The organism is Streptomyces piniterrae (assembly GCF_005048155.1).
Classification (GTDB): domain Bacteria; phylum Actinomycetota; class Actinomycetes; order Streptomycetales; family Streptomycetaceae; genus Streptomyces; species Streptomyces piniterrae.
The window spans coordinates 117,082-131,625 of record NZ_SUMB01000014.1 but is presented as its reverse complement, the minus strand read 5'-3'; the positions used below and the strand labels follow the sequence as shown (position 1 = coordinate 131,625).

Below are 14,544 nucleotides of genomic sequence, written 5' to 3'. Positions count from 1 at the left end.
CCCCCTGTCATCATCGAGGCATGGTTCAGGTATGTCTCAACGGGGCCCGGACGGCGGCCGATTCCGGGGCCGTGCCGATGTCGCCGGCCGCGCTCGCCGATGCCGCTCGGGAGGCGGTCGCGGCCGGTGCCGACGAGGTGCACGTCCACCCCAAGACCCCCTGCGGCCAGGACTCCCTCTCACCGCGTGTGGTGGCGCCGGTCCTTGAGGCGATACGGGCCGTGGTGGACGTGCCCGTCGGGGTGACGGTCGGCGCGCGGGCCGAGCCGGATGTGGTGCGCATGGTGGAGCGCGTCAGGGCCTGGCCGGTGCTGCCTGATCACGCCTCGGTGAACTGGCATGAGCCGGGGGCCGAGTCCGTCGCCGCCACACTCCTGGAGCGCGGCATCGGCGTAGCCGCCGGCATATGGTCCGGCACGGACGGCGCCGAGCTGTTCGCCCGCTCCCCGCTGGCGCCACGGGTGCTGCGGGTACTGGCCACGGTGACCGACACCGACGCCGGGTCGGCCCCCGCCACCGCCCGCGCACTGCTGGCCACGCCGGCCGCAGCACCGCACGGCCGCCCGGTGCTGCTGCACGGCACGGACGGCGGAGCCTGGCCGGTGCTGCGACTGGCCGCGGAGCTGGGCCTCGCCATCCGCATCGGCATCGAGGACACCCTGCTGCTGCCGGATGGCACACCGGCCGCGAACAATGCCCAACTGGTCACCGCAGCACGGGAGTTGACAGATACCCTGCCGGTGTCCCCGGCGGCCCGGCCCCCTGAACGGTGAACGGGCCGGCGAGCCGGGCAGGGAGCCCGCCGCCCCGAAGGAAGCCGGCCCATGACCGCCCGTCACACCACCACCCGTGCTCGTCCGGCCGTGAGTCGGCGTGCCGTTCGCCGACGCCCTTTACGAACTCGCCCCGAAGCTGAAACAACTGTTCACGGGCTGACCACCCGCGTATGCCGACCCGCGCAGGCGTCAGCTCCTCCCGTCCGCGCGGCAGCAGGGCCGTGCGGACGCCACACGAGAGGGTGGACGTCCATGGCCGAACTGCACGATCTGACCGCGCTCGAACAGGCCGAGGGGATCCGCTCGGGCGAGCTCTCCCCCGTCGAGCTCACCGATCACTATCTGGCGCGGATGGACCGGCTGGACGACGCGCTGGGCGCCTTCATCACCCGCACCCCTGAGCTGGCCCGCAAGCAGGCCGCGGACGCCGAGAGCGAGGCCCTCGTGGCCCGTCGCGAGGGCCGGGAGCTGCCGCCGTTGCACGGCGTCCCGGTGCCCGTGAAGGACCTCAACCAGGTCGCCGGTGTGCGCTGCACGATGGGTTCGCGGGCGCTGACCGAGTACGTCCCCACCGTCGACGACCACGTGGTCGACAAGCTGCGCGCGGCCGGCACGATCATGCTCGGCAAGACCAACACCCCCGAATTCGGGCTGCCCTGCTACACCGAGAACGCGGTCGCGCCGCCCGCCCGCACCCCGTGGGACCTGGCGCGTTCGGCGGGCGGTTCGAGCGGCGGGGCGGCCGCGGCCGTCGCCGGCGGCCTGGCACCCCTCGCGCATGCCAGCGACGGCGGCGGCTCGATCCGCATTCCGGCGTCGCTGTGCGGGCTGTACGGCATCAAGCCCAGCCGCGGCCGGGTCAGCGCCGGCCCGCTGCTGCACGACGTCACCGGCCTGAGCACCTCGGGGCCGCTGGCCCGTACGGTCGCCGACGCCGCGACGCTGCTGGACGCCCTGGCGGGCCCGATGCCCGGCGATCCGTACGCGGCGCCGGCGCTGCCGGCCGGCGAGACCTTCGCCGGGCACGCCCGCCGCGACCCCGGGCGGCTGCGTATCGCCTGCCTGACCGGCGCGCCCATCCCGGACGTCGAGATCCACACCGACTGCCGCACCGCCGTCACCGAGACCGCCGCGCTGCTCGGCGAACTCGGCCACCAGGTCGAGGAGTTGTCGATCCCGGCCGACGACGGCATCCGCTACGCCTTCACCCGCGTGTGGTCGGTGATGGCCGCGAACCGCCCGGTGCCGCCCGACGGCGAGGAGCTGCTGATGCCGCTGACCCGCTATCTGCGCGGGCGCGGCGCCGAGATCTCCGGCATGGACTTCGCGCGCGGTATGTACGCGTTCCGGGCGCTGGCCCAGACCCTCGCCGACGGTCTGATGCCGGCGGACGGCGGCTATGACGTGATCCTCTCGCCGACCGTCGCCCAGCCGCCGTTCCCGGTCGGCGGACTGCGCGACGACGCCGATCCGCAGGCCGAGTTCGCGGCGATCGGCGCGTTCACGCCGTTCACCGCGCTCTACAACGCCACCGGTCAGCCCGCGGTGAGCGTCCCGCTGCACTGGAACGCCGAGGGCCTGCCGATCGGTGTGATGCTCGGCGGCCGGTACGGCGACGAGGCCACCCTGATCGCGCTGTCCGCACAGCTGGAGCGGGCCCGCCCGTGGGCGGGACGCAAGCCGGAGGTGTGGTGACGGGGAACGCCTGACCAGCCGCCATGAGGCCCCGCCCGGGAATCCGCCGCCCGGGACGGGACCTCATGACGCCTCATGACTCCGTCGCGCTCCCCTGCTCGCCCGGGGCCCGCCGCTCGCCGCCGGCGCCCTCGCATACCGCCACCGGGTCCTTCGCGGCGCGGTCGACACGCAGGCGCCGGGCGCCGGGGCCCTGCTCGCCGAGGTTGTCGTACGGGTTGGACAGCGCGCACCTCTCCAGCGAGAGGCAGCCGCAACCGATGCAGTCGGTCAACCGGTCGCGCAGCTCGACGAGTTGGCCGATCCGCTCGTCGAGCTCGGAGCGCCAGGCCTCGGAGAGCCGGGCCCAGTCGTCACGGTTGGGGGTGCGCTCGTCCGGCAGCTCGGCCAGCGCGTCACGGATCACCGCGAGCGGGATCCCGACCCGCTGGGCCGCCCGGACGAACGCGACCCTGCGCAGCGCGTCACGGGTGTAGCGGCGCTGGTTGCCGGCCGTCCTGGTGCTGCTGATGAGCCCCTTGGACTCGTAGAAGTGCAGGGCGGAGACCGCGGCGCCGCTGCGCGCGGAGAGCTGGCCGACGGAGAGCTCATGGACCTTGAACGGAAGCTGAGGCACGGCTCAACCCTAATCGCAGGGCTGTCGGAGGCCGCTGCGCAGGCGGGGCCGCGGGGGCGTTGACAGCGGCGGCCCCACTCAGCATGCTGAGCAAGCGCTTAGTAAGCGGCGCCCTGTGCAGCCGGAGACGGCGGCGGCGTACGGATCCCAAGGAGGCAGACGGAGATGGCAGAGCCCCGAGTGTTCGGATCGCTCGACGAGCTGCGGGCCGCGGTCGGCGAGGACCTGGGCACCAGCGACTGGCTGGAGATCGACCAGAAGCGGATCGACCTGTTCGCGGAGGCCACCGGCGACCACCAGTGGATCCACGTGGACCCGGAGAAGGCCGCGGCCGGCCCCTTCGGCACCACCATCGCGCACGGCTATCTGACGCTGTCGCTGCTGCCCGCGCTCGTACCGCAGCTGATGCGGGTCGACAACGTGAAGATGGGCATCAACTACGGCACCAACAAGGTGCGCTTCCCCGCCACCGTCCCGGTCGGCTCGCGGGTGCGCGCCACGGCGAAGATCGCCGACGTCGCCGAGGTGAAGGGCGGCGTGCAGCTCACGACGGTGGTGACGATCGAGCGCGAGGACGGTGACAGGCCGGTGTGCGTCGCGGAGTCGGTCAGCCGTTTCTACCTTTGACTTCCGCTCTCCGGCCTAGGGGCCGGGGATTCCTACCACGGTCGTCTGACCGCCTCGGTGGGTTCCTGCTTCGCCGCGCTGTGCGGGCATGGATACCCGGCTTACCTGCGCTCGACAGGCTGTCACCGCCAGTCCGGCGGCCTTGGCGACGTTGACCGCCGCGTTGATGTCCCGATCGAGGACGGTCCCGCAGGCTCCGCATTCCCACACGCGGAAGTGCAACGACTTGGGGCCGTCCTTGACGCCGCATGCCGAGCAGACCTGAGAGGTCGGCTCGAACCGTCCGATGCGGTGAAAGGTCCGGCCGAACTTCGCGGCCTTGTACTCCAGCATCGCGACGAACGCGGACCATCCGGCGTCGTGCACAGACTTGGCCAGGCGCGTACGGGCGAGTCCCTTCACCGCCAGATCCTCAACGGCAATCGCTTGGTTCTCGCGAATGAGCTTCGTTGAGAGCTGGTGGTGGAACTCGCGCCGTGCGTCGGCCACCCGTGCGTGAGCGCGGGCGACCTTGACGCGGGCCTTGTCCCGGTTGTTCGAGCCCTTCACCTTGCGGCTGAGAGCCCGCTGTGCACGCTTCAGCTTCTTCTCCGCCCGGCGCAGGAAGCGCGGGGCGTCGATCTTCGTACCGTCCGAGAGGACGGCGAAGTGTCCAAGGCCGAGGTCGATGCCGACGACCGGTTCGACCTCGGACAGCACCTCGGGGTCGGTCTCCACGACGAAGCTGGCGAAGTACCTACCAGCCGCGTCTTTGATCACGGTCACTGTGGAAGGGACCGAGGGCAGCGTGCGGGACCACTTCACCCGCACGTCCCCGATCTTCGGCAGGGACAGATCGCCGCCGGGGGTGATCCTCCACCGGGCATTCGCGGTGAACCGTACGGCCTGGCGGTTGTCCTTGCGGGACTTGAAGCGCGGGGCTCCCATGCGCGGGCGCTTGCCCTTGAGGCCGTCGAAAAAGTTCCGGTAGGCGGTGTCCAGGTCTCGCAAGGACTGTTGCAGCACGACGGCTGACACCTCGCCAAGCCAGGCGCGCTCTTCGGACTTCTTCGCTTCGGTGATCAGCTGTTTGGACAGGTCCCCGGCCTTCGGGAACGCCTCACCTGCGGCGCGGGCGGTCTCACGAGCGCGGAGCGCGTCGTTGTAGACCACTCGCGCACACCCGAACGCCTGGGCCAGCGCCGAGCGCTGAGGACCGTTCGGGTACAGGCGGAAGCTGTACCGAAGCTGCATGGCGAACACCATACGTACTTGGGTTATGGCTGAGTGCGACACCATCGGCACTGGTAGAGGTCAGAGCAATCCTCAGAATCGCTTCACCACCGCCCTGAAGGGCGGAGCACTGCGATTAGACCCGGGCCGGCCCCACCGCGGCACCCACCATGCGCAGGACGAGGTCGGCGTAGAGCGCGCCGACCTCGTCGGGGGTGCGCGGGCCGTCCGCCGTGAACCACCGGGCGACGTCCACGCACAGGGACAGCACCGCGAGGGTGGTGCCCGGTACGTCGTCGGCGCGGAACTCGCCGCTGTCCTGGCCGTCCTGGATGATCTGGCGCAGCAGCCGGTCGGTCCGGCGGCGCAGATCGGTGATCTCGGTGTAGTGCTCGGGGCTCAGCGCCTGGAGTTCGTACTGGATGACCCGGGCGGTGGTGTGGTGTTCGGCGTGCCAGCGGGCGAAGGTCCGTACGGCATCGCCGAGCCGTTCGGTGGCGCTGCCCTCGGCCTCGGCGGCGGCGCCCATGATGCGCAGCGCTTTTTCGTGGCCGATGCCGCTGATGCGGTAGAGCAGCTCTTCCTTGGTCTTGTAGTGGATGTAGAGCGCGGCGGGGCTCATCCCGGCGCGGCCCGCGATGTCGCGGGTGGTGGTGGCGTGGTAGCCGCGCTCGGCGAACGCTTCGACGGCGGCGCTGACCAGCCGCCGCGCGGCGTCAGGGCTCACACCGGCCCACTCCTCGCTCTCCTCCGCCGCCCGCTCAGCCGCCGCACCCATCGCCTACCCCGCTCCTCGATCCGCCAGGGACCTTCCTCTGACGGATCGAACACCATACCGCGCTGCTGAGCAAGCGCTTAGGGGTGCGGGGGGGGCGGCCGCGCTCCGGGCGGCGCGCGGTCAGAAGGCGGAGACTCCCGTCAGCGCGCGGCCGATGACCAGCTTCTGGATCTGGCTGGTGCCCTCGTAAAGCGTCATCACCCGGGCGTCGCGCAGCAGTTTGCCGACCGGGTACTCGTCGATATAGCCGTAGCCGCCGAAGACCTGGAGGGCGTTGTTGGCCGCGCGCACCGCCGCCTCCGAGGCGAACAGCTTGGCCTTGGACGCCTCGGTGACGAACGGCTCGCCGCGGTCGATCAGATCGGCGACCCGCCAGGTCAGCAGCCGCGCGGCGTCGACGTCCACGGCGATGTCGCTGATCAGCTCCTGCACCAGCTGGTGCCGGGCGATGGACTTGCCGAACTGCTCGCGCCGGCCGGCGTAGCCGATGGCGGCGTCCAGGGCGGCCTGGGCGATGCCCACACAGCCGGCCGCGACCGACATCCGCCCCTTGGCCAGCGCGGACATCGCGACCGCGAACCCCTTGCCCTCGGCCCCCAGCATGGCCGACGCGGGCACCCGTACGCCGTCCAGCACCAGCTCGGCGGTGGCCTGGCCGCGCAGCCCCAGCTTGCCGTGGATCTCGCGGCGCTCCAGACCGGGAGTGTCGGTCGGTACGAGGAAGGCGCTGATGCCCTTGGGCCCGGGGGCGCCGCCGGTACGGGCGAAGAGCAGGACGACGTCGGCCCAGGTGCCGTTGGTGATGAACATCTTGGCGCCGTCGATGACGTAGGTGTCCCCTTCGCGCACCGCGCGGGTGGTCAGGTTGCCCGCGTCGGAGCCGGTGCCCGGTTCGGTGAGACCGAAGCAGCCGACCGCGTCGCCGGAGGTGAGCCGCGGCAGCCAGGCCCGCTTCTGGGCCTCGTCGCCCCAGGAGGCGATGGTCTTGGCCACCAGCCCCAGGGAGACCGAGACGATGCCGCGCACCGAGGAGTCGCCGCGGCCCAGTTCCTCGGTCACCAGGGCGTAGGAGAGATGGTCCCCGCCGGAGCCGCCATACTCCTCCGGGATGGTCAGCCCGAGGAATCCGACCGCGCCGAGCTTCTTGACGATGCCGCGGTCGACCTGTTCCGCCCGGTCCCAGGCGGTGGCGTGCGGGGTGATCTCGCGGTCGGCGAAGTCCTTGGCCAGCCGCCGTGCGGCGGCCTGCTCCTCGCTGAGCTCCAGGTTCATCTCGGCCCCTTGGGATTCGGGTCTTCGGCACTTCGGTCGGCGGCCCGACGAGCCCGCCGAGCCCGCCATGACCGCACTCATAACTACCACTGCTAGTTTTCTTTGCCGGCTCTACTATGTGCGTCATGGCCCGACCCCGCAAGCCCCTGCTGAGCCGTGAGCGCATCGTCACCACGGCGCTGACGCTCATCGACGCGGAAGGGCTGCCGGCGCTCTCCACCCGGCGCCTCGCGGCGGAGCTGGGCGTGAGCGGGCCGTCCCTCTACAACCACTTCACGACCAAGGACGAGATCCTCGACGCGGTCGCCGACACGGTCATCGCCAAGGTCGACGTGTCGACGCTGGCGGCCGGCGGGGACTGGCGGGCCGGGCTGCTCGACTGGGCCCGCTCCTATCGCGCGGCGCTGGCCGCGCATCCGCATATCGTGCCGTTCCTCGCACAGGGGCCGGGCCGCCGGCCGACCGGGCTGAAGATGGCCGACGCGGCGTTCGGCGGCATGGTCGAGGCGGGCTGGCCGCCCGCGCAGGCGACCCGGGTGTGCGCGATGGTCCGCTACTTCGTGGCCGGCTCCGCGCTGGGCTCGTTCGCCCGCGGCTTCGTGGACGATCCCGGCGCCTACGACCCGGCGGACTATCCGCACCTGGGGCAGGCCCACCTCCTGGCCGAGCATCAGCGCCAGGTGGACGAGGGCGCCTTCGAGGCCGGCCTGGAGGCGCTGGTCGACGGCCTCGCCCTGCACCATCCGGAACGGGTGCCCCCGAAGGTCTGACGGAACGGCCGGGCGAGGGCCGACAGGCCCGTATCATCCGCCAATACCCCCCTACCGCCCCTCCCCGGCACAGTTGTCACGTCGATCCCCTCCTGGCGGGCAGGGGCAGCAGCATGAGGGGGAGGCGGCGTGCGCGAGCCGAGCATGTCCACAAACGGCGGCGCGTCCACGGGTACCGGCGTATCTGCGGAGGCCGGCGATTCCGCGTACCGCCGACTCACCGCGCACTACGGGCGCTTCGCCGTCCCGGTGCTCCGCGGTCTGGCGCAGGTCGACTTTCTGCCGAGCGCGCTGACCGGCGCGGTGTTCTCGGTCGCGCTGTTCGCCGGGGGCTGGGTGTACGGCCTGTACGGACTGGCCGGGACGGCCGTCGGCACCGCCACCGCCCGGGTGCTGGGCGTGGACCGGAACCGGGTCACGGCCGGGCTCGAAGGGTTCAACGCCTGCCTGGTGGCGGTCGGTTGCGCCGTCTTCCTCGGCGCCGGCCATCTCTCCACCGCGCTGCTCGCGCTCGCCGGGAGCGCGCTGGTCACCGTCGTCGGCGGCGCGGTCGCCCGGATCCTGGCGACCTGGGAGCTGCCGGCCTGCACCCTGCCGTTCTGCCTGCTGGCGAGCGCGATGACGATCGGCGCGCCGGGCTTCGCCCGGGTCTGGCACCACGGTCCCGGGCCGGCCGCGACGGCACGTCCCATGGCCGGGCCCACCGCGCTCACCGTCACCGACCTCTGGCACGCCTTCTTCGCCAACTTCGCGCAGATCTTCTTCATGCCGCAGTGGTACGTCGGCCTGATCTTCCTGGCCGGCATCCTCGTCGCCAGCCGCCGGCTGGCGGCGATGGCCTGCCTGGGCAGCGCCGTCGCCCTGCTCACCGCCTGGGCCCTCGGCGCACCCGCGGAGCAGGTGGCCGAGGGCACCATGGGCCATAACGCCGTGCTGGTCGCGATGGCGCTGGGCGGGGTCTTTCTCGTCGCGGACGCCTGGAGCCTGACGTACGCGCTGGCCGGCGCCGCCGCCGCGACCGCCCTCGGCCCGACCCTGACCGCCGTCTTCGCCCCGTCCGGCGGCCATGCCTTCACCTGGCCGTTCGTCCTGGTCGCGCTGGTCTTCCTGGCGGCGGCACCGGCGTTCCCCCGACTGCGCAGAGCCGGGGCGAGGGCGGTCGGGGGAGCCGGGGCAGTCGGGGCGGCCGGGGCGGCCGCCCGCTGATTCCTCTACGGGGCCGGGGCGGGAACCCCGCTCCTACGCCGTCCGCGCCGCCCCCGCCGCCGGCTCAGCCCGCTCGCTCCGTTCGGCCGCGCCCGCTCGGCGGGCGAGCAGCCAGATGGAGGCCAGCGCGATGACGGACAGCGCGATGATGTACACGGACACCGACATCGAGGTGCCGGTGGCCTCCAGCAGCAGGACCATCACGAACGGCGCCAGTCCGCCGCCCAGGATGGCGCTGATCTGATAGCCGAGAGAGGCGCCGGTGTAGCGCATCTCGGCCGTGAACAGTTCGGCGAACAGCGCCGCCTGCGGCCCGTACATGATGCTCAGGAAGCAGCTGCCGACGAGGGTGCCGACGCCCAGCAGCCACAGCGACGCGGTGTCGATGAGCAGGAACATCGGGACCGCCCAGAGCAGCAGGCCGACGGCGCCCGCGGCGTAGACGCGGAGCCTGCCGACCCGGTCGGAGAGTGCCGCGGCGGCCGGGATCAGGACCAGTTGGGTGACGCTGACCAGCAGCGAGACCATCAGCACGGAGGTGCGCTGCATGTGCAGCGCACGGGTGGAGTAGTCGAGGACGCCGGTGATGAGGATGTAGAAGGTGGCGGTGTTCACCGCGAAGGAGCCGCCGGCCAGAAGGACCGTGCCCAGGTGGTGGCGGAGGATCGTCCGCAGTGGTGAGCGCTGGGCGTCGGCCGCCTTCTCCGAGGCGGCCAACTCTCTCTCGGCGGCCTGGAATTCGGGGGTCTCCTCGACGCGGGTGTGGATGTAGTAGGCGAGGACGAGGACCAGTACGCCGACGAAGAACGGGATCCGCCAGCCCCAGGCGGCGAAGGCCCGGTCGCCGGTGGCCGCGCCCGCCGCGAGGAAGGCGGTGTTGGCGGTGATCACGCCGATGGGGACACCGAGTTGGACCAGCGAGCCGTACAGCCCGCGCTTGCCCTCGGGGGCGTATTCGGTGGCCATCAGCATCGCGCCGCCCCATTGCGCGCCGACCGCGATGCCCTGGAGGACGCGCAGGACGACCAGCAGGATCGGGGCGGCGATCCCGATGGAGGCGTAGGTCGGGAGCAGGCCGATGGCGGTGGTGGCCAGGCCCATCAGGGTCAGTGCGAGGACGAGCATGGGCTTGCGGCCGCGCCGGTCGCCCAGGTGGCCGGCGATGACGCCGCCGACCGGGCGGGCGAGGAAGCCGACGGCGAAGGTGGCGAAGGCGGCGAGAACGCCGGCCGCCTCGCTGCCCGAGGGGAAGTAGGAGTCGCCGAGGACGAGCGCGGCGGCGATGCCGAAGACGAAGTAGTCGTACCACTCGACGGCGGAGGCGAGGGCCGCCGCGGTGGCGACCTTGCGGCGGTTTCCGGTGGAAGGAGCGGAGGGCGGTGCGGAGGGGGCCGTGTCCATGAGCTGCACACTCCGGGGGTGCGGGGCGGAATGGGGGGGGCGGCGCCGTGATGTCGGGCGACCGTACCGACCGGCCGGTACGGCGTCAACGCACTGCGCGGCATCAATTTCCGTGGCCGCCGAGGCCCTGACATGACAGCCCTGGCATGACAGGAGGGGCCGGGGGCACTTCGCCGCCCCGGCCCCGGACCCCGCCGCCGCCTGTCGCCGCCGTCAGAACACGATCAGCGCCCGGCCGCCCTTGCCCGCCAGCATCGCGTCGAAGGCGGCCGGAATGCCGTCCAGACCGATCCGTTCGGTGACCAGCGCGGACAGGTCGAGCGCGCCGGAGCGGACATGACCGGCGATGACCGGGAGGTCGCGTGCCGGGTCGCTGTCCCCGTAGACGCAGCCGGAGAGCGTCCGGCCGAAGTAGAAGAGCTCCAGCGCGGAGAAGGCCACCTGCTGGTCCTGGCCGCCGATGCCGACGACGGTCGTCCGGCCGCCGCGCCGGGTGGCGGACCAGGCCGTACGGATGGTGTCGGCGCGGCCCACGCACTCGATCGCGACATCGGCGCCCACGCCCCCGGTGAGCTTCCGGACGCGCTTGGCGGTGTCGTCTCCGGCCACCACGAACTCGGTGGCGCCGGCCGCGCGGGCCAGCTCCTCCTTCTCGGGTGTCACATCCACGGCGATGATCACTCCCGCCCCCGCGATCCGCGCCGCCTGCAGCGTGGCGAGCCCGACGCCGCCGACCCCGAAGACCACGACGGACTCCCCCGCCCGCACCCGGGCGCTGTGGTGCACCGCGCCCCAGCCGGTGAGCACCGCGCAGCCGAGCAGCGCCGCGTCGGTCAGCGGCACTCCGTCCGGCAGCGGCAGCGCGGCATGCGCGGGGACCACGGTCTCCTCGGCGAAGACGGCGGTGCCCAGGGCGGGGTAGAGCTCGGTGCCGTCGGCGGCGAGCCTGGCGTACGGGGCGTTCCCGGCGAGCCCGGCGTTGGCGCACAGCCAGGGCTCCGCCAGGCCGCAGAAGTGGCAGTCGCCGCAGGACGGCGCCCAGTTGAGGACGACCTGGTCGCCGGGGGCCACCTCGGTGACCCCGGGGCCGACGGAGATGACGGTGCCGGCGCCCTCGTGTCCGAGGACGGCCGGGGCGGGCTGGCGCAGCGTCCCGTTGGACAGCGACAGGTCGGAGTGGCACACCCCGGCGGCGGCCAGGCGGATACGGACCTGGCCGGGTCCGGGCTCCGGCAGGTCGATCTCGGTGACCCGGAGCGGGGCGTTGACGGCGGGCAGTACGGCGGCGCGGACCACGGGGTCTCCTCGGGGCGGGGCGAACTCGGGAGGGAGGGCGGGTCGTCGGAGCGGGAAGACGGGCCGGCGGGCGGGCACCCCGCCGGCCCGCGGCGTCAGAACTGGAGCGACTTGGTCTGGAGGTACTCGGTCAGGCCGTGTGCGCCCAGCTCGCGGCCGACGCCTGACTGCTTGTAACCGCCGAACGGGGCGAGGATGTTGAAGCGGCCGCCGTTGATGTCCACCTGGCCGGTCTCCAGGCGGCGGGCGAAGGCCACGGCGGTGTCCTGGTCGGCGGCCCAGACGGCGCCCGCGAGGCCGTAGACGGTGCCGTTGGCGATCTCCAGCGCCTCGTCCTCGTCCTGGTACTTCAGGATCGAGATGACCGGGCCGAAGATCTCCTCCTGGGCGATGGTCATCTCCGGGCGGACGTCCGCGAAGACGGTGGGGCGTACGTAGTAGCCCTGCTCGACGCCCTCGGGGGCGTCCGCGCCGCCGGTGACCAGGCGGGCGCCCTCCTCGATGCCCTGCGCGATGTAGCCGCGTACGCGGTCGAGCTGCCGGGCGTTGACGACGGGGCCCAGCCGGCTGTCGTCCGAAGCCGGGTCGGCGGGAAGGTACTTGGCCACCGCGGCCTCGGCCAGCGCCACCGCCTCGTCGTAGTGGTCGGCGTGCACGAGCATGCGGGTCAGCGCGTTGCAGGACTGGCCGGTGTTGCGCATGACGTCGGCGACGTTGGTGTTGACCGCCTTCGCCAGGTCGGCGCCGGGCAGGATGACATTGGCCGACTTGCCGCCCAGTTCGAGCGCGACGCGCTTGACCGCGCCACCGGCGACCGCGCCGATCTTCTTGCCGACGGCGGTCGAGCCGGTGAAGGAGACCAGGTCGACTCCCTCGTGTTCGGCCAGTGCCTGGCCGGCGACCGCGCCGAGTCCGGTGACGAGGTTGAAGACACCGGCCGGGATGCCGGCGGCGGCCACGCACTCGGCGAAGAGCTGGGCGGTCAGCGGGGTGTCCTCGGCGGGCTTGAGGACGACCGTGCAGCCCGCCGCGAGCGCCGGCGCGACCTTGTTGGTGATCTGGTGGAGCGGGTAGTTCCAGGGCGTGATGGCGCCGACCACCCCGACCGGTTCGTGCAGCACGGTGGAGTTGCCGATCTTCTCCTCGAAGGGGTACGAGGCTGCGAGCTCGGCGTACGAGCCGGTGACCGCGATCGGCGCACCGGCATGCACCGCCCTGGAGAAGGAGATCGGCGAGCCCAGCTCGGCGGTGACGGTCTCGGCGATCTCCTCGGCGCGCGCGGCGAGTTGGTCGCGCAGCGCGGCCAGGTGGGCGGCGCGCTCCTGGGGCGGGGTGGCGGCCCAGGCGGGGAGCGCGGCGCGGGCGGCGCGTACGGCGGTGTCCACGTCCTGCGCCGAGCCGGCCGGAACGGTGCCGATGACCTTCCCGTCGGCCGGGTTGACGACATCGATCGTGCCGCTCCCCTCGGCGGGCCGCCAGCTTCCGTCGATGTACATCGCGTCGTGCTGCTTCACGTCCTGGTCCTCCCGACCGGCCGGTGGTGATCCGTCCTCCTGGGGGCAGGGGGACGAACCTAAACTAGCGCCGGTAGTTTAGTGGCGCCAGGGAGCCCGGTACGTGCCCTGGGTCACCGTAGCCGGGTGCGCGAGGAGAGGCGCGCCTTCAGGCCGACGGTCGGCGCCTCGCCCCCGGCCTCGTGCCGCTCCCCTGGGCGGGCCGCCGTGCCCGCCGAGACCAGGAGCAGCACACCGAGCATGACGAACGGTGCCGCGGTGCCCGCGAGACCGGCGAGCAGCCCGGCGCCGGCCGGGGCGGCCACCTGACCGAGGCGATTGCCGGTGAGGCGGAGCGCCAGCGCCGTACCGCGGGCCCGGTCGGGCGCCGCCTGGACGACGGTGGTCATCGACAGCGGCTGGCCGACGCCCAGACAGAAGCCCAGCGCCGTGAGCATGACGGCAAGCGCCCAGACCGGCACCGGCAGCACCATGCCGCCGCAGAGCAGACCGGCCAGCGCGCAGCTGCCGGCCATCAGCACGGTCCGGCCCAGCCACCGGATCATCGGCGTCATCACCAGCCGGCAGGCGATGGTGGCCGCCGCCCGCAGGCTGAGCAGCAGACCGATGGTGGTGGGCGCGATACCGCAGTCCTCACCGATGACGGGGAGGTAGGCGGTGAGGATGTCGGTCGCCGAGAGCACGGCCAGGCTCATGAAGATGCCGGCCGGTACGCCCCGGGTGCGCAGAATGCCGCGTATCGGGACGGGCGGGCCGGACGTACGGTCCGGGCGGCCGGCGGTGGCGGGCGGGGTGCGCCGTTCGAGGCGCCACAGGGAGGCGTAGGAGGCGGCGGCGACGGCTCCGGAGACGAGCAGCGCGGTGGCGCTGGTCCGGGCTATCGCGCCGTCGTGCCCGGAGATGACCAGTCCGGCGGCGATCGGGCCCGATGAGCTGGCCGAGCGAGGCGCCGATGGTGAAGTGGCCGAAATTGCGGTCGCGTTCGTCGGGGGCGCTGCGGCGGGCGACGATCGACTGGGCGCCGATGACGAAGCAGAGGTGTCCCAGGCCCATCACCCCGCTCCAGGCGGCCATCGCGGGCAGCGACCCGGCCAGGCCGCTGAGCGCGCAGCCGCCGGTGATCAGGGCGACGCCGGCGACCAGCAGCGGGGCGCACCGGCCGTGGTCGGTGCGGCGGCCCAGCGGGACGGCGGCGAGCAGCGGCAGCAGCGCGTAGACCGCGGTGATCACGCCGACGGCGCGCTCATCGGCGCCCAGCGCGAGGGCCCGGTAGGAGACGGCCGGTCTGGCCATGCTCACCGCTCCTTGGGCGAAGGAGAAGGTGAGGACCAGACGCAGCAGCCAGCTCCTGCCGGGCCCCGCGGTATCGCTCGCGACCATT

The 14,544-nt window shown here is 72.7% G+C and carries 12 protein-coding genes and 1 pseudogene; 5 read left to right on the top strand and 8 right to left on the bottom strand.

What is annotated here, in order from left to right:
• Positions 1-20: 20 nt before the first annotated feature.
• Together FCH28_RS32390 and FCH28_RS32385 are read left to right on the top strand one after the other, a co-directional pair.
• Positions 21-773, top strand: coding sequence for a 3-keto-5-aminohexanoate cleavage protein (locus tag FCH28_RS32390; RefSeq protein WP_136743773.1), 753 nt, complete (start codon positions 21-23; stop codon positions 771-773).
• 255 nt (positions 774-1,028) lie between these two features.
• Positions 1,029-2,471: an amidase gene (locus FCH28_RS32385; protein WP_136743772.1), complete on the top strand. Its 1,443-nt coding sequence runs from the start codon at positions 1,029-1,031 to the stop codon at positions 2,469-2,471.
• A gap of 73 nt (positions 2,472-2,544) precedes the next feature.
• Here the strand turns inward: FCH28_RS32385 and soxR are convergent, their stop codons facing one another.
• Complete coding sequence (gene soxR, locus FCH28_RS32380) at positions 2,545-3,087, bottom strand: redox-sensitive transcriptional activator SoxR (protein WP_136743771.1); 543 nt, start codon at positions 3,085-3,087, stop codon at positions 2,545-2,547.
• A gap of 165 nt (positions 3,088-3,252) precedes the next feature.
• Between soxR and FCH28_RS32375 the strand changes: the two genes are divergently transcribed.
• Positions 3,253-3,714, top strand: a complete 462-nt coding sequence (locus FCH28_RS32375; protein ID WP_136743770.1) for a MaoC family dehydratase — start codon at positions 3,253-3,255, stop codon at positions 3,712-3,714.
• A 15-nt stretch (positions 3,715-3,729) separates the two neighbouring features.
• On the opposite strand, the gene FCH28_RS32370 is transcribed toward FCH28_RS32375, so the two are convergent.
• The 3 genes from FCH28_RS32370 to FCH28_RS32360 all read right to left on the bottom strand — a co-directional run bounded on the left by FCH28_RS32370 (position 3,730) and on the right by FCH28_RS32360 (position 6,976).
• Positions 3,730-4,947: an RNA-guided endonuclease InsQ/TnpB family protein gene (locus FCH28_RS32370; protein ID WP_136743881.1), complete on the bottom strand. Its 1,218-nt coding sequence runs from the start codon at positions 4,945-4,947 to the stop codon at positions 3,730-3,732.
• A gap of 115 nt (positions 4,948-5,062) precedes the next feature.
• Entirely contained in the window at positions 5,063-5,704 is a 642-nt protein-coding gene (locus tag FCH28_RS32365; protein WP_136743769.1) for a TetR/AcrR family transcriptional regulator, read from the bottom strand.
• A gap of 120 nt (positions 5,705-5,824) precedes the next feature.
• Positions 5,825-6,976, bottom strand: a complete 1,152-nt coding sequence (locus FCH28_RS32360; RefSeq protein WP_136743768.1) for an acyl-CoA dehydrogenase family protein — start codon at positions 6,974-6,976, stop codon at positions 5,825-5,827.
• Positions 6,977-7,101: 125 nt separating this feature from the next.
• On the opposite strand from FCH28_RS32360, the gene FCH28_RS32355 reads away from it, so the two are divergent.
• Together FCH28_RS32355 and FCH28_RS32350 are read left to right on the top strand one after the other, a co-directional pair.
• Positions 7,102-7,746 carry a TetR/AcrR family transcriptional regulator gene (locus tag FCH28_RS32355; RefSeq protein WP_136743767.1) on the top strand — a complete coding sequence of 215 codons (645 nt, stop codon included), beginning with the start codon at positions 7,102-7,104 and terminating at the stop codon, positions 7,744-7,746.
• 129 nt (positions 7,747-7,875) lie between these two features.
• The gene (locus FCH28_RS32350) at positions 7,876-8,952 is read left to right on the top strand and encodes an urea transporter (protein ID WP_246103427.1); all 1,077 of its coding nucleotides are present in this window, start codon (positions 7,876-7,878) and stop codon (positions 8,950-8,952) included.
• Between the two features lie 33 nt (positions 8,953-8,985).
• Here FCH28_RS32350 and FCH28_RS32345 read toward each other — a convergent pair whose 3' ends face one another.
• From FCH28_RS32345 to FCH28_RS32330, 4 genes and pseudogenes are all read right to left on the bottom strand, one after another.
• On the bottom strand, positions 8,986-10,353 hold the full coding sequence (locus FCH28_RS32345; protein WP_136743766.1) for an MFS transporter: 1,368 nt from the start codon (positions 10,351-10,353) through the stop codon (positions 8,986-8,988).
• A gap of 213 nt (positions 10,354-10,566) precedes the next feature.
• Positions 10,567-11,649, bottom strand: a complete 1,083-nt coding sequence (locus tag FCH28_RS32340; RefSeq protein ID WP_136743765.1) for a Zn-dependent alcohol dehydrogenase — start codon at positions 11,647-11,649, stop codon at positions 10,567-10,569.
• Between the two features lie 95 nt (positions 11,650-11,744).
• A complete protein-coding gene (locus tag FCH28_RS32335) occupies positions 11,745-13,163 on the bottom strand; it encodes an aldehyde dehydrogenase family protein (protein ID WP_136743764.1) in 1,419 nt (472 codons plus the stop codon).
• A 113-nt stretch (positions 13,164-13,276) separates the two neighbouring features.
• Positions 13,277-14,543: pseudogene (locus FCH28_RS32330) on the bottom strand (MFS transporter).
• Position 14,544: the final 1 nt, after the last annotated feature.